Raw genomic sequence first — 15944 nt, forward strand, 5'->3', positions numbered from 1 at the left:
AACAGTTCACGACCCCACCCCTCTTGTTCCAGAGTGAGGTCAATCTCGGCCTGGGTACGGCCACTCAAATCGGTCAGACAGTCGAGGCTGCCGTTTACCGCGTCAACCCGCAGCAGGTCGCCGTCAGCAAGCAGGCCGATGGCCCCGCCGTGCAGCGCTTCCGGAGTGACGTGGATGGCGGCCGGGATCTTGCCGGAGGCGCCGGAGAGACGGCCATCGGTGACCAGCGCCACCTTGTAGCCCGCCTTCTGCAGGTTGCCGAGCACCGGCATCAGCTTGTGCAGCTCCGGCATGCCGTTGGCGGCCGGACCATTGTGGCGCACCACGATAACGGCGTCCTGATTGAGATCACCCGCCTTGTAGGCCGCTTCCACCGCATGCTGGGAGGAGAAGACCCGCGCCGGCGCTTCAATCACCCGATACTCGGGAGCCACAGCTGAGACCTTGACCACGGCACGACCCAGATTGCCCGCCAGCAGCTTGGTGCCGCCAGTGGCCTGGAACACGCTGCCGGAAGGTGAAAGCACGCTCGCATCGCCGCTCTCCCCCACCGGCTGCCATACCAGCTGGCCATCGACCAGTGCCGGGCGGCTGAGGTAATCCTGCATCTCGCCAAAGACCGGAGTGGCGTCCATGTGGATCAGCCCCTCTTGCGCCAGACGGCGCATCAGGCCGGGCACGCCGCCTGCCTGTTCGAAGGCGTTGACGTCGGCCGGGCCGTTCGGGTACATGCGAACCAGCAGCGGCACCACGTCGGAGAGATCGCTGATGTCATCCCAGGTCAGTACCAGACCGGCCGCGCGGGCCAGCGCCACCATGTGGATGCTGTGGTTGGTGCTGCCGCCAGAGGCGAGCAGGGCCACCAGACCGTTGACCAGCGAGCGCTCATCCAGCACCTCGCTCAGCGGGCGATAGGCCGGGGAACCCGGGATCATGGCGCTGATGCGGCGGGCCGCTTCAGCGGTCAGGGCGCGGCGCAGCTCGCTATGCGGGTGCACAAAGGCGGAGCCCGGCAGCATCAGGCCCATGGCCTCGAACACCAGCTGGTTGGTATTGGCGGTGCCGTAGAAGGTGCAGGTGCCTGCCGCGTGGTAGGCGCCGCACTCCATCTCCAGCAGGGCATCACGGCCCACTTCACCGGCGGCGTACTTCTGGCGCACCTTCACCTTCTCGTCGTTGCTGATGCCGCTCGCCATGGGGCCCGCCGGTACGAATGCAGTCGGCAGGTGAGCGTGGGAGAGGGCCCCCATGATCTGACCCGGTGCAATCTTGTCGCAGATGCCGAGCAGCAGGGTGGCGTCGAAGGTGTTGTGAGAGAGCGACAGCGCGGTCGCCTGGGCGATCAGGTCGCGGGAGAAGAGGGACATGTCCATCCCCGGCTGACCCTGAGTCACGCCGTCGCACATGGCGGGCACGCCGCCGGCGACCTGGGCGCTGTGGCCCAGCTCGGCCAGCACCGCCTTGATCTGATCCGGATAGCCCTGATAGGGCTGATGGGCGCTCAGCATATCGTTGTAGGCGGTGACGATGCCGACGTTGGCACGGGTCATATCGAGAATGCGACCCTTCTCGTCACTGCTGCAGGCGGCCACGGCGTGAGCCAGGTTGCCGCAGGCCAGCGCGGCGCGGGTCTTGCCCTGATCTGCCTGGCGCTGGATGCGGGCCAGAAATGCCTGACGACGGGCGACACTGCGCTCGCGGATGCGGGCGGTGACGTCGGAAATTACCTGATGAATCATTGGGCTTGCTCCAATGCTGTGACGGCGCGGTCAACCACCTGTTCGAAGGTGCCGTCTATATCAATGTGGAATACACCGGCTTCGCCATCCGGGCGCTCCAGAGTATCGAACTGACTTTGTACCATGCTTTCGCGCATGAAGTGGCCCTTGCGGGCACGCATCCGCTCGAGGATCAGCGGCTGGCTGCCGTCGAGAAAGATGAAGCTGACCGACTCGTTGCCTTCGCGGATCTGGTCGCGGTACTTCTTTTTGAGAGCGGAACAGACGATGATGCCGGTCTCGTTCTTCTGCTCGAGACTGTAGGCGGCGTCGCGGATCCGCTCCAGCCAGGGGGCGCGATCCTCATCGTTGAGGGGGTTGCCGCCAGCCATCTTCTGGATGTTGGCCTTGGGGTGGAGATCATCACCATCGATGAACTTGGCGCCCAGCGCTTCTGCCACCTTGAGGCCCACGCTGGATTTACCGCTGCCACATACACCCATCACGATAATGCACTTACCCGCCATAATTTGACCTCTGTCCCACTTTTCAAAAAACCAGCTGTTGATGGGTTCTAATCTAGCACGTTACCGGTAACATGTTACCGGTAACGATTAAAAATGTGAAGTCTGCCACAGACTGAGCAAACCCATAGTCACCTGGGCATATGATGTTGAGCCCTTGCCATAAATCTAAATAAATCATAAAGATATGGTTTGTCGACGGATCGACAGGGTGTCACTACCGAACTTGGATTAAGGAACGCATAACAATGTCTGACCTCTCCCTGATCATGACGGCCGCCGGCTCGATCGTGCTGCTGCTCTTCCTGGTGATGAAGGCTCGTCTGCACGCCGTCGTCTCCCTCATTCTGGTCTCCATGGTGGCCGGTCTTGCCGCCGGCATGAACCCGGCCGACATCGCCGCCACCATCCAGAAAGGGATGGGCGGCACCCTCGGCTTCGTTGCCGTGGTGGTGGCGCTGGGTGCCATGTTTGGCAAGGTGATGGAAGTGACCGGTGCCCTCGACCGGGTGGCTCACACCCTGCTCGGCAAGTTTGGCGTCAAGCGCGCCAACTGGGCCATGGCCCTGACCGGCTTTGTCTGCGCCCTGCCGCTCTTCTTTGACGTGGCCGTGGTGCTACTGATCGGTGTCGCCTTCGCCATCGTCCGTCGCGGCGGCGGCAGTGTGGTGAAGATCGGTATCGCCCTGCTGGCGGGTATCGCAACCTGTCAGGCCTTCCTGATCCCGGCGCCGGGCCCGATTCTGGTCGCTTCCCAGCTGGGTGCCGACTTCGGCTACATGATCCTGTTCGGCCTGATCGCCGCCGTACCGGCGCTGATCCTGGCTGGCCCGCTGTTCGGTGACTTCATCAGCAAGATCGTCGATGTGCCGCTGCCCGCCGATGCCCAGAACAGCGTTCACGATGACAGCAAATCCCTGCCCTCCTTCGGGCTGGCCATGGGCCTCATCGGCCTGCCGCTGCTGATGATCGGCCTCAAAACCATCGTCGGCCGCTTCGTCGAGGCGGGCTCTACCCTGCACAACTGGCTGGAGTTCATCGGTCACCCCTTCACCGCCATCATGGTCGCCTGTCTGGCCGCCTTCTATCTGCTGGGTATTCGCCGCGGCATGTCCCGTGACGAGGTGATGAGCGTCTGCAACAGCGCCATCCAGCCGGCGGGCGTCATCATTCTGGTTACCGGTGCCGGTGGCGTGTTCAAGCAGGTGCTGGTTGATTCCGGCGTGGGTGCCGCGCTTGGCAACATGCTGGCCGACTCCGGTCTGCCCATCGTCGCGCTGGCCTTCATTCTGGCCGCTGCGGTACGGGTGATTCAGGGTTCCGCCACCGTCGCCATGCTGACCGCCTGCGGTCTGGTGCTGCCGATGCTGGAACCCCTCGGCCTGAGCGGTGCCCAGCTGGCTGCCGTCACCATCGCCATCGGCGGCGGTGCCATCGTGCTCTCCCACGTCAACGACTCCGGTTTCTGGCTGGCGAACCGCTACCTCGGCCTGACCGAGAAGCAGACCCTGCAGACCTGGACCGTGATGGAAACCATCATCGGCACCACCGGCGGCGTGATGGCGATGATCATCTACAGCTTCCTCTGACAAGGGCAAAATGCTGACAAAAAGGCCTCACTCGTGAGGCCTTTTTCATCTTTCTGATGATTCTTTCTTTGGCTGAGAGGGCGAGATTGCTAGAATCGCCTATTCATCGCTCCGAGTGGAACGCTTAACCCCGTGATTTCAGGTTTATCTATGCATTCATCGGCCCATTATCGACAACTGCTGGCGCGCCTGCCCCAGATCGCCGTCGCAGCGGATCAGTTTGAAGTGCTCTATAGCGCCCAGGATTTCAAACGCCGCATTCTTGCGCTTATCGCCAGTGCCACCCGGCGCATCTATCTGGTCGCGCTCTATCTGCAGGATGACGAAGCCGGCCGGGAGATCCTCTCCGCCCTCTACGCCGCCAAGCAGCGCAATCCGGCCCTCGACATCAAGGTGTTCGTCGACTTCCACCGTGCCCAGCGCGGCCTGATCGGCAAAGGCAAACAGGGCGGCAACCACCTGATGTATCAGGCCATGGCTGCCCGCTACGAGCAGCAGATCGAAATCTACGGCGTGCCGGTCAAAGGGCGCGAGCTGCTCGGCGTGCTCCACCTCAAGGGCTTCATCTTTGATGATGTGGTGCTCTACTCCGGCGCCAGCCTCAACGATATCTACCTGCATCAGCAGGATCGATACCGCTTCGATCGCTATCACCAGATCACCAGCCCGGAGCTGGCCCGCAGCATGGTCAACTATGTGGACGACCTGTTCGTGAAGAGCGACGCGGTGCAGCGACTGGATCACAGCGATATCCCCAGCGCCAAACAGCTGAAGGGGCCGATCCGCCGCTTCAAGCAGAACCTGCGCCAGAGCCAGTACCGCTTCAGCACCATGCCGGTCAACACCCAGGAGGTGGCCGTCACCCCCATGGTGGGTCTGGGCAAGCGCAACAATCAGCTCAACCTGATGATCCGCAATCTGGTGCGCGCCACCGAGCGGGAGATCTTTATCTGTACCCCTTACTTCAACCCGCCCAAGGAGTTGAGCAAGGATATCGAGGATCTGCTGCAGCGCGGTTGCAAAGTCACCATCGTAGTGGGCGACAAGACCGCCAACGACTTCTTCATTCCGCCGGAAGAGAAGTTCTCCACCATCGGTGGCCTGCCCTATCTCTACGAGACCAACCTGCGCAAGTTTGCCGAGCGCAACCAGCGTCACATCGACGACGGTCGCCTCAACCTGATGCTCTGGTGTTGCGAGCGCAACTCCTACCATCTCAAGGGGATCTTCGTGGATGACGAGTGGGCCCTGCTCACCGGCAACAACCTCAACCCCCGCGCCTGGGCGCTGGATCTGGAGAACGGCCTGCTGGTGCACGATCGTCGCCACCTGCTGCGTCCCCAGTTCAACGCGGAGCGGGAGAACATCCTGACCAACACCAAGCGGATCAGTCACTTCGATCAGGTGGAACAGATCCAGGACTACCCGGAACAGGTGCGCAAGCTGCTGGGACGGATCCACCGGGTCAAGGCGCATCTGCTGCTCAAGCGGATCATCTGACCCCGGGGCGCGCAGCGCCCACCCAGCCCAACGGCAATCAGACCAAGGCCTTCCGTTTTCGGCAGGCCTTTGTTATATCCGCCATCTCCCCCGCGTTGGCGACCCAACCAGCAGCAACTCGGCTTGCATCGGCCCCTCAACAACCCCTATCATCTGGACATATTTACAGTGTTTTCGGGCATCTAATTGATGAAATTGGATAAAATTCCTCTCGACAGCCTCAAGGGTGTCGGCAGCAAGATGCAGGAGAAGCTCGAGCGGCTGGGACTGACCACGGTACAGGATCTGCTGTTCCACCTTCCCCTGCGCTACGAGGACCGCACCCAGGTGTGGCCCATCGGCGATCTGCCGCCCGGCCTGCACGGCGCAGTCGAGGGCGAAATCCAGGACACTCAGCTGGTGATGGGGCGCCGCCGCATGATGGTCTGTCGCATCAGCGATGGCACCGGCACCCTCACCCTGCGCTTCTTCAACTTCACCGCCGCTCAGAAAAACAGTCTGGCGGCGGGCCGCCTGATCCGCTGTTTTGGCGAGGTGCGCCCCGGCAAATACGGGCTGGAGATGGCCCACCCCGAGTACAAGCTGCTCGGCGAGGAGCAGGCAGGTCAGACCGAAGAGGCGCTCACCCCCGTCTACCCGACGACCGAAGGGCTGCGCCAGCTCACCCTGCGCAGCCTCACCGATCAGGCGCTGGCTCAGCTCGACCTCTATGGCGTCGAGGAGCTGCTGCCCGCCGGCCTCTATCCCCACCAGATTGAGCTGGCCGCTGCTCTGAAGCTGCTGCACCGTCCGCCCCCCTCGGTGGCACTGCCGCTGCTCGAAAGCGGCCAACATCCGGCCCAGCAGCGACTGGTACTGGAGGAGCTGCTGGCTCACAATCTCTCGGTACTCAAGGTACGTGCTCAGGCACAAACCCAGCTGGCCCGCGCCCTCAAACCGGCGCCTGCGCTGGTCGAACAGCTGCTCGGCGCCCTGCCGTTCAAGCCCACCGGCGCCCAGAGCAGGGTGGTAGCCGAGATAAGCAAGGATCTGCAACAGAGCCACCCCATGATGCGGCTGGTGCAGGGGGATGTGGGCTCCGGCAAGACCCTGGTCGCAGCGCTGGCTGCCCTGCAGGCCATCGGCAACGGCTGTCAGGTGGGCCTGATGGCGCCGACCGAACTGCTGGCGGAACAACACGCCATCAACTTCGCCAAGTGGCTGGAGCCGCTCGGCATCGGAGTCGGCTGGCTGGCGGGCAAGCAGAAAGGCAAGGCACGGGAGGAGGCGCTGGCCGCCATCGCCGATGGCAGCGTCAAGATGGTGGTGGGCACCCACGCCATCTTTCAGGAGCAGGTGGTGTTCCAGCGTCTGGCGCTGGTCATCATCGATGAACAGCACAGATTCGGGGTGCATCAGCGCCTCGCCCTGCGCGAGAAAGGGGAACGTGAGGGGGTGCATCCTCATCAACTCATCATGACCGCCACCCCGATCCCCCGCACCCTGGCGATGACCGCCTATGCTGACCTCGATACCTCGGTCATCGACGAACTGCCGCCGGGCCGCACCCCCATCACCACAGTCGCGCTGCCCGACAGCCGTCGCGGCGACGTGATCGAGCGGGTCAAGCTCGCCTGCACCGAGGGCAAGCAGGCCTACTGGGTCTGCACCCTGATCGAGGAGTCGGAGGTGCTGGAGTGTCAGGCTGCCGAGGATACCGCCGCCGAGCTGCAAAACCTGCTGCCCGGCCTGCATATCGGGCTGGTACACGGCCGGATGCGCCCGGTCGAGAAACAGCGGGTGATGGAGGAGTTCAAGGCAGGCATACTGCAACTGCTGGTCGCCACCACCGTCATCGAGGTGGGGGTGGATGTGCCCAACGCCAGCCTGATGATCATCGAGAACCCGGAACGGCTCGGGCTGGCGCAGTTGCACCAGCTGCGCGGCCGGGTTGGCCGGGGTGCGGTGGCCTCTCACTGCGTGCTGCTCTATCATGCCCCCTTGTCCAAGACGGCCCAGAGCCGACTCGGGGTGCTGCGGGAGACCAACGACGGCTTCCTGATCGCCCAGCGCGATCTGGAACTGCGCGGCCCGGGGGAACTGCTCGGCACTCGCCAGACCGGTCTGGCCGATCTCAAGATCGCCGATCTGGTGCGGGATCAGCCGCTTATTCCACAGGTGCAAAAAATGGCGCGCTTCCTGATGGATAGGCACCCAAGTCATGTCGAACCCTTGATTCGACGTTGGCTCGGCTTACGGGATCACTATTCCAATGCCTGACCGAGGTAGATGCAGAAGATGGGCACATGTCCTTATGGATAGGCACCCAAGCCATGTCGAACCCTTGATTCGCCGTTGGCTCGGTCTGCGAGACCACTACTCAAACGCCTGACAACCAATCCCAAAACAGGAGGAAAGCACCCATGAATTCCTGGCTACGCGGCCTGCTCTACACCTTCGCCTTCCTGCTGCTATTTGTCTGGGTTGCCCTCGGCCTGTTCGACGCCGAGCGCGCCAAAGGCCCCATCGCCCGCTGGATCAGCCAGCAGACCGGTGTGCCGGTCACCATAGGACGGCTGGTATTCAACCCGCTCCACCCCTACACCCTGCTGGCAGAGCAGGTACGTTACGGCGATGCGGTCTCCCTCGACAAGATCTATCTGGAGATCGAGAGCATCGACTGGCTGAGCCGCGACGTGCGCATCGCCCATCTCGATCTCATTCGTCCCGCCATCAAGCTGCCGCTGCCCAACCAGCTGCCGAACCTGCCGGTGCACTCCCTCACCATCAGCGACAGCACCATAGACCGGCTCAGTCTGGAGAGCCCCGAGCTGACCCTGCGCGGCCTCAATGCCACCCTGAGTGACTGGGAGCTGATCGACCCGAAACGGCAACCACAGGCCAACCTGAGCCTCAATATCGGCCAGCTGGAGACTCCGCAGTTCACCTTCGCCCGTCTCAACCTGCAAGGACGGCTGGAAGGAGAAGTGCTGCGCACCGACAAGCTGGTGACCAACCTGTTCGACGGTCTGCTGGAGACCGGCATGGTGCTGGACTGGCCCGCTCGCACCCTGCAACTGCACGATCTCAAGGCGCGCGGCATGCGGGTGGAGCTGGGCGATCTGACACAGCAAGGCTTCCCGCAGCGCTTCCCGTTGCAAAGCGTGTCGCTGGATCGCGGTCAGTTGGACGGCGTCAGCCTCAACGACATCAATCAGGAGCTCTCCTTCAACAACTTCAGCGGCCAGCTCACCGCCTTCAACTGGCAGGCGGGCAACCAGCCCACCGGCTATCTGAGCGGCACCTTGGGCGACATGGGCCGCGGCCTGTTCCAGCTGGAGGAGATCAAGGGCAAGCTCGCCTTCTCACCCCAGCAGATCGACGGCGAACTGCAGGGCAAGGCCTATGAAGGGGCGTTCAATGTCGAGCTCTCCCTCGATAGCCAGCAGCAGAAGCTGACCCTGAAAGACGTGGCGCTAAGCGGCATGGATATCAGCCTGCCGCAGGGTTGGTGGCAGGATTGGCAGAGCTGGCGCCCGCAGCAGGTCGATATCCGCAAGCTGGCGTTCGACAAGCTCAAGGTGCTCTCCTTCGATGATACCCTGCCCCTGTCGCTGACCGGCTGGCAGCTCTATCTGAGCGATCTCGCCCTGCGCGATAACCAGCCCGGCCCGCTGCTCGGCCGTGCCCGTATCGAGAGCAAGTGGTTCGAGCTGGTGTGGGATGGCCTCAGCGCCCGCAACGGCGAGCTGGATGGGGAGCTGACCCCCAGCTCCTGGCAACTGGGCAAACTCACCAGCTCGCTGCCGGATGAGGGCACTCTCAGCCTGAGTGGCCAGTGGGGCCGCGAACCGGGCCAGAGCAGCCGCCTCCAACTGCAGGCGACCAAGCTGGATCTGCAGCAGTGGGGCAAGATATTCCACTCTCCGGTCTCCTTCGCCGGCAAGGCGGACGTGAGCGCCGATCTGCAAGCCGAACATGGCAAAACGGCGGGCGAGTGGCGCCAGACCCTGCAGGGGAGCTTTGCCCTCGATGCCGACGAGCCGTTCTGGGACAAGGTGAAGATAGATCCGCTGCTGGATGAGTGGTTCAAGGGGGCAACCCCGCCCACCCTGACGCCGGATCAGCTGTGGCAGGCGATGCAGGAGGGTGACACCCCCTTCTACCGCATCAAGCTGCAGGGCAAGATCGACAAGGGGCAACTGCAGATCGAGCAGGCTGGCGCCTCCACCATCACCCATCTGCTGGCGCTGCAAGGGGGGATCGATCTGGTCAACGAACAGTGGCAGCTCGATCTGGGGGTGCTTAACGGCAACCGCTGCGCCGAGCTGCTCGGCCAGTGGCGCGGGCCGCTGACGGAACCCACACTGGCCTGGAGCTTCCCGCAGAAGCAGGACGCCTGCGGTTGGGAAGTGGGAGTACGCTATCCGCCGCAAGGCAACAGTGCGCCGCTCTGGCGACCGGCTCCCGCACCGAAAGCCCAAGCCCAAGTGCAGACCCAAGCCGGGCAGACAAGCGACAGCCAGCAAGGGTAAAAACAAACAAGGCCTCATGATGAGGCCTTGTTGTTTGATGGGGAAACGACGCGGTTACTGGCCCGGGCGGCGGGGCGGCTGCACCACGTAGTGACCGCAGAACTCCGCCGCCAGCTTGCTGCCGCTGAACAGCTGGATCTTGAGGCTGAAGGTGGCAGGCTCCCCCCGTTTGAGCGGCTGCAGCACGGCGGGCATCCCCTCGCGGGCCACTCGCGCCTCGGGCTCCTCATCGACCGGGCCATGATATTTGATGGTGCTCTCGGCCAGCACCGGCTCGCCCACCAGCCCCTCCTCTTTAAGTTGCAGCCAGATCAGCCCCCAGCCCGCCAGCACGCATTGGCTGTAGACACTGCCGGCGAACATGCTGCCATGCACGTTGAAATTGGCCGCCAGATTGGCCTTGAGATGGAAGGTCTGGCCATCGTAGTGGCTGATGTGCATCCCCATCTTCTCACTGATGGGTACCCCGCGCGACCAACGGGTGGTGAGATCCTGACACCACTCCGGCCGATACTGGATAGTCTGCAACGGGCTCAGGGATTTGATCATCTGGCGATGGGGAATGCGGCCGAAGGAGACGGGGCCGCCCCCCACTTCGAGAAAGCCGCACTTGCGATAGAACTCCACCGCCTCCTGACGAGCGTTCATCACCAGCCGTTTCACCTTCTCGCTGCGGGCCAGCTCCTCGAGATCCTCCACCATTTTGGCGCCCAGCCCCTGGCCGCGATATTCGGGCCGCAGCGCCATAAAGCGGATCTGCGCCTCGTCGCCGCCGATAAAGAGGCGCCCCACCGCAATAGGGGTACCATCGGGTGCCAGCATCAGCCGGTGAATGGCAACGGTGTCGTATTCGTCCCGCTCGGAACCGACGGGCAGATTGAAGGGCTTACGCAGAAGTTCCCAGCGCAACTGGTAGTAGGCATCCAGCTCGGCTGCCGTTTGAGGGGTGACTACCCGGTACATAGTTTCATCCTTGAGTTACACTGGTCGGAAACCATCTTGCCGTGCAAATTCATGGACTTCAATCTGCAAGCGTACCAAGCCGATCACTTGTTGCACCTCAGCGTCAAACCCCAGCGCCGCCTCACGGTACAGGAAAATGACCAGCACCGCTGGCTGGAGATAGACGGCGTGGTGCAATCCGCCATGTCGCTCGCCGACCCCGCGACCCTCTGTCTGCCCCATCAGCGGGTCATCGCCTGCCTGCTACCGGAGCGGGCTGAGCAAATCCTCGAACTAGGGCTGGGTGGCGGCGATCTCACCCGCCATCTGAGTCAGCGCTGGCCCGATGCCCGCCATGAGTGCGTCGACCTCGACGAAGAGGTGCTGACCGTTTATCAGCAGTTTTTCCAGCATCAGGAGAGCGATGAACACGCTGCTCCGGCACTCCATCAGGCCGATGCCCTCGCCTTTCTGGAGCAGAGCGAGCAGCAGTACGACCTCATCCTGCTCGATCTCTTCAGTCACGATGGCAACCCGCTGCTGCTGTTTCAGGAGCGGCTCTACCGGGCGCTGGCTCCCCGCCTCTGCGGCACTCTGGTCATCAACCTGTTGCCGCGCACCGAACTGGAGCTAACCCACGCCCTGACACTGATAGAACAGTGGATTGGCCCCGCCACCCCTTATCCGGTCGCGGGCTTCATCAATGTCATCGTCCATGTCACACCACGGGACGAAACATCCTCAGACCTGTAGCCAGAAGGTAACCGGGCCGTCGTTGACCAGCGCCACCTTCATGTCGGCGGCAAAACGCCCGGTTGCGGTCGGGATGCCGCTGGCAGCAGCCTTCGCCACGAAGTAGTCATAGAGGCGTTCGGCCTCGCTCGGGTGAGCTCCGCAGGAGAAGCTGGGGCGCATCCCGCTCTTGGTATCGGCCGCCAGGGTAAACTGGGAGACCACCAGCAGGCTGCCGCCGACCTGACCGACATTGAGGTTCATCTTGCCATTCTCGTCACTGAAGACCCGATAGCCGCTCACCTTGTGCAGCAGTTTGTCGGCCTTGGCCTCGTCATCCCCCTGCTCTACTCCGAGCAGTACCAGCAATCCCTGACCGATGGCGCCGGTCACCTCCCCCTCGACAGTCACGCTGGCCTCGCTGACCCGCTGAATCAGTGCAATCACATCCCTCTCCTCTCAAAACAGAACGACCGCCCCGGCTCGATTGCAGGGGCGGTCGTCGATGCTACCAATAAACCGGTGGCCAAGGCGATGGCTTAGCCAAGCTCCTCGCTCGCCGGCTTCTCGTACTCACCGAGGCAGGCTGTGGTCTCCGCACCGAGCAGCACCACCAGCCAACTTAAATAGACCCAGACAAACAGAATCGGGATGGTGGCCAGCGCACCGTAGATGGCCTGATAGGAGGGGAAGTTGGTGATATAGATGGCAAAGCCGCGCTTGGCCAGCTCGAACAGGGTCGCCGCTACCAGCGCACCGATAAAGGCGTGGATCAGCCGCACCTTGCAGTTCGGCACCACGGTATAGACCAGCAGGAAGGTGAGCACCGAGAAGAGGAACGGCAAACCGCGCAACAGCAGATAACCGATGCCGAACAGGCTCTCGGCGCCAAACAGCCGCAGCGAGAAGATATAGGAGGAGATGGCGATACTGGCCCCGATAAGCACAGGCCCCAGGGTCAGGATCATCCAGTACATGGCAAAGGCCTGCGCCAGCGGGCGGCCCTGGGTCGAGCGCCAGATGTAGTTGAGGTTCTTGTCGATGGCGGAGATCAGCATCAACGCCACCACCACCAGCGCCCCAATCCCCACAGCAGTGGTGTTGGTGGCATTGGCGACGAAGCCGTCGATGTACTCCTTGAGCATATCGCCCGCGGTCGGCACGAAGTTGTGGTAGACGAACTGCTCCATCGCCTGCTTGAGGCTCTGGAACACCGGGAAGGCGGACATCATGCCAAAGACCACGGCGATCATCGGCACCAGCGAAAGCAGGGTGACATAGGCCAGATAACCGGCGGTGACCGTCAATCTGTCCTGCTGGAAACGGCCCCAGACAAACTGGGCAAAGTGGCGACCATCATGGCGCAAGAAGGAGAGGGCGTGGGCCAAACGGCCGCTGACAGGCTGCTGCATCTTGATTCTCGTTAGCGTCATAGTGGCAATATTGTGTCAGAGGAGAGCGCTGTTTGACCACCTTTGCACCCGATTTGCCTCCATCTGCCCCAACCTGTCGCCCGGCTGGCGTCTCTGGCTGTCGCCAGAAGCAGAGATAAAAACGGCCCCGATAAAGGGGCCGTTTGCAACGCCGGATTACAGCATGTAGTCCGCGGGCAGCTCGATGCGGGCGACGCCGGAGGCCACCGCCGCCAGCGCCACGGCGCGGGCAACCCGCGGCAGCAGACGGGCATCCATCGGCTTGGGAATGACGTAATCCTTGCCGAAGGCCAGCTCGCTCACCCCGGCAGCGGTCAGCACCTCGGCCGGCACCGGCTCCTTGGCCAGCGCACGGATCGCCTCGACCGCGGCAATCTTCATGGCATCGTTGATGCGGCTGGCGCGGGCATCGAGGGCACCGCGGAAGATGAAGGGGAAACAGAGCACGTTGTTGATCTGGTTCGGGTAGTCGGAGCGACCGGTACCCATGATGAGGTCGCTGCGCACCGCGTGGGCCAGCGCCGGCTTGATCTCGGGATCCGGGTTGGAACAGGCGAAGATCACCGGATTGGGCGCCATCAGGGCGACCGCTTCGGCGGGCAACACGTCGGGGCCTGAAACACCGACAAACACATCCGCCCCTTCGATGACATCCATCAGGGTGCGCAGCGGGGTCTCGTTGGCGAAACGCTGCTTGTACTTGTTGAGATCGCTGCGGCCGGTGTGAATCACACCCTGACGATCCAGCATGAAGATGTTGTGCGCCCTGGCGCCACACTTGATCAGCAGATCCATGCAGGCGGTGGCGGCAGCCCCCGCCCCCATGCAGACGATGCGGCTGTCACTGATCTGCTTGCCCTGCACTTCCAGCGCATTGAGCAGACCGGCGGCGGTGACGATAGCGGTACCGTGCTGGTCATCGTGGAACACCGGAATGTCGCAGCGCGCGATCAGCGCCTCTTCAATCTCGAAACACTCCGGCGCCTTGATATCTTCCAGATTGATGCCACCGAAGGTATCGGCGATGGCCGCCACCGTGTCGATAAACTGCTGGCTGGTCTCGTGCTTCACCTCGATGTCGATGGCGTCGATACCGGCGAAGCGCTTGAACAACAGGGCCTTGCCCTCCATCACCGGCTTGGAGGCCAGCGGCCCCAGATTACCCAGCCCCAGAATGGCGGTGCCGTTGGAGATGACGGCCACCAGGTTGCCCTTGCCGGTATAGCGGTAGGCATCGGCCGGGTTGGCGGCGATCTCGCGCACCGGCTCGGCGACACCCGGGCTGTAGGCCAGCGCCAGATCGCGGGCGGTTTCGGCAGGCTTGGTCAGGGCGATGGCAATTTTGCCCGGTACGGGCTGGGCGTGGTAATCGAGTGCTTCTTGACGCAGATCGGACATGGGGGACCCCGATGTGGTTGGTGCAAATGAGGTGCCGACAGGGGGCACGCAGAAGGGCGGGGATCATAAAAGAAAGCGGCGGGCATGCCCAGCAGATCATGCTGCCGCCAGCCAGATCAGACCAGTTATTTCAGCACCTTACCCCACTCACACCTACCACTTTAGTTATAGATCCTGCTATGTGGGGTAAAAATGGCGCAAAAAGGGCGGCAAGTTGGCCTTGCCGCCCTTTCTGTCAGAGCTGTAGACCTGACTCAGTTGCCCAGATAGACCGGCAACAGATTTGCCATCGACAGGAAGTGGAACAGCGCGGTCGCCAATCCGAACAGGATCAGCAGCCAAGCCATCAGCTTGCCGCCTGGGGTGACGAAATGGGGGGTGACTTCGCCCCGCTCGGCCCGCGCCCGGGTCCGCAGCACCAGCAGTGCCGGGATGATGCAGGTCCAGATGGTTGCGGCGGCACCGGCATAGCCGATGGCCAGCAGGAAGCCGAACGGGAAGAGCAGGGAGAGCACCAGCGGCGGCAGGAAGGTGACCGCCCAGGTCTTGCAGCGACCGGCGCGGCTGTTGTCGAACTTGAACAGATCAGCCAGATAGTCGAACACCCCGAGCCCCACTCCGATAAAGGAGGAGAGGATGGCCGCCATGGAGAAGCCGTTGATGGCGCTGGCCACCTTCTCCGATTCGATCACCCCTGAAAGCGCGGAGAGCAGCACGCTCACATCGCCCCCCTTGGCAATCACGGGGGCAAAATCCTGACGGGGCAGGTTGCCGAAAATCCCCAGCAGCCAGAGCACGTAGAGCGCCAGCGCGATCAGGGTTCCCCCCAGAATGGCCCATCTGGCCTGCTGCTCGTTCTGGTAGTAGGCACGCAGGGAGGCCACCGAGTGGTGATAGCCGAACGAGGTGAGCGCCACCGGCAGCATCGCCATGGCATAGGGAGCGTAGCGGCTCTCGCTGCCCGCCAGATCAAGCAGGGTCGGCAGCTTGATACTGCCGAGCAGACCGGCCACACCGAGGGCGAAGCTGAGGATCATAAAGGCGATCAGCACCACAGAGATGCGGTCAACGGCGCGGGTCGAGTGCCACACCACCGCAGAGAAGAGCGCCACGAACAGCACGGACGCGAGCTTGCTGTCGATCCCCAGTATCCCCTGCAGGATGGCACCGGAGGAGGTGATATAGGCGTAGAGCAGAATGCCGCCAACAAAGTAGACCGAGAGGTTGTTGAGGAGATTGAGCTTCTCCCCCAGCAGCTCGCGAGTCACGGTATTGAAGGAGACCCGCATATCGTGGTGCTGGAAGGATTCCAGCAGCATCCAGCCGGAGAGGGTCATCATCACCATGGTGACGGTCAGCGCCAGCACCGACCAGAGGGTCCAGGCCCCCACCCCCGAACTCGGCAGACCGAGCATGCCAGCTCCCACGCAGACGCTGGCAATGATGCAGGCGCCCCCCAAAATTGACGGTTTTTTCTTCATAATCCCTTCTTTTTCTGACTGATTCTCTATCCGCGGTAAACAAGACCGCGGCATGATGCCAGCCTTTGCCATGAGACGCCTACCACTATCTGCCATAACCTGGCATGGCCGCC

At 62.6% G+C, this 15944-nt stretch carries 12 protein-coding genes; 5 read left to right on the forward strand and 7 right to left on the reverse strand.

Annotated features, from left to right (window positions below; all coding sequences use genetic code 11):
• Both edd and G5358_RS10520 read right to left on the reverse strand, forming a co-directional pair.
• On the reverse strand, positions 1-1739 hold a 1739-nt coding region (gene edd, locus G5358_RS10515; protein WP_421324061.1), incomplete at its 3' end, for a phosphogluconate dehydratase.
• Complete coding sequence (locus G5358_RS10520; RefSeq protein WP_005340649.1) at positions 1736-2245, reverse strand: gluconokinase; 510 nt, start codon at positions 2243-2245, stop codon at positions 1736-1738. The genes G5358_RS10520 and edd, both read right to left, overlap by 4 nt.
• Positions 2246-2490: 245 nt before the next feature.
• Here G5358_RS10520 and gntU point away from each other — a divergent pair, with 245 nt between their 5' ends.
• The 4 genes from gntU (at position 2491) to G5358_RS10540 (ending at position 9845) form a co-directional block, all read left to right on the forward strand.
• Entirely contained in the window at positions 2491-3831 is a 1341-nt protein-coding gene (gntU, locus tag G5358_RS10525) for a gluconate transporter (protein WP_421324062.1), read from the forward strand.
• Positions 3832-3981: 150 nt separating this feature from the next.
• On the forward strand, positions 3982-5331 hold the full coding sequence (gene pssA / locus G5358_RS10530; RefSeq protein WP_204480656.1) for a CDP-diacylglycerol--serine O-phosphatidyltransferase: 1350 nt from the start codon (positions 3982-3984) through the stop codon (positions 5329-5331).
• 189 nt (positions 5332-5520) lie between these two features.
• Positions 5521-7590, forward strand: coding sequence for an ATP-dependent DNA helicase RecG (gene recG / locus G5358_RS10535; protein ID WP_421221938.1), 2070 nt, complete (start codon positions 5521-5523; stop codon positions 7588-7590).
• 143 nt (positions 7591-7733) lie between these two features.
• The gene (locus G5358_RS10540; protein ID WP_421324063.1) at positions 7734-9845 is read left to right on the forward strand and encodes an AsmA family protein; all 2112 of its coding nucleotides are present in this window, start codon (positions 7734-7736) and stop codon (positions 9843-9845) included.
• A 54-nt stretch (positions 9846-9899) separates the two neighbouring features.
• On the opposite strand, the gene G5358_RS10545 is transcribed toward G5358_RS10540, so the two are convergent.
• Positions 9900-10808 (reverse strand): bifunctional GNAT family N-acetyltransferase/hotdog fold thioesterase, encoded by a 909-nt coding sequence (locus tag G5358_RS10545; RefSeq protein WP_167557315.1) that lies wholly within the window; start codon positions 10806-10808, stop codon positions 9900-9902.
• A 51-nt stretch (positions 10809-10859) separates the two neighbouring features.
• Between G5358_RS10545 and G5358_RS10550 the strand changes: the two genes are divergently transcribed.
• On the forward strand, positions 10860-11540 hold the full coding sequence (locus G5358_RS10550) for a spermidine synthase (RefSeq protein ID WP_421324068.1): 681 nt from the start codon (positions 10860-10862) through the stop codon (positions 11538-11540).
• Here the strand turns inward: G5358_RS10550 and dtd are convergent.
• From dtd to G5358_RS10570, 4 genes are all read right to left on the reverse strand, one after another.
• Positions 11529-11966, reverse strand: coding sequence for a D-aminoacyl-tRNA deacylase (gene dtd, locus G5358_RS10555; protein WP_113740154.1), 438 nt, complete (start codon positions 11964-11966; stop codon positions 11529-11531). The two genes, G5358_RS10550 and dtd, sit on opposite strands and share 12 nt — an antisense overlap.
• Before the next feature lie 92 nt (positions 11967-12058).
• A complete protein-coding gene (locus G5358_RS10560) occupies positions 12059-12931 on the reverse strand; it encodes a virulence factor BrkB family protein (protein ID WP_005340664.1) in 873 nt (290 codons plus the stop codon).
• A gap of 177 nt (positions 12932-13108) precedes the next feature.
• Positions 13109-14350, reverse strand: coding sequence for a malic enzyme-like NAD(P)-binding protein (locus tag G5358_RS10565; protein ID WP_144715657.1), 1242 nt, complete (start codon positions 14348-14350; stop codon positions 13109-13111).
• A gap of 254 nt (positions 14351-14604) precedes the next feature.
• Positions 14605-15831 (reverse strand): aromatic amino acid transporter, encoded by a 1227-nt coding sequence (locus G5358_RS10570; protein ID WP_421324064.1) that lies wholly within the window; start codon positions 15829-15831, stop codon positions 14605-14607.
• Positions 15832-15944 lie beyond the last annotated feature (113 nt).

The sequence above is a fragment of the Aeromonas sp. 604176 genome (assembly GCF_049170755.1).
GTDB classification, from domain to species: Bacteria; Pseudomonadota; Gammaproteobacteria; order Enterobacterales; family Aeromonadaceae; genus Aeromonas; species Aeromonas veronii_A.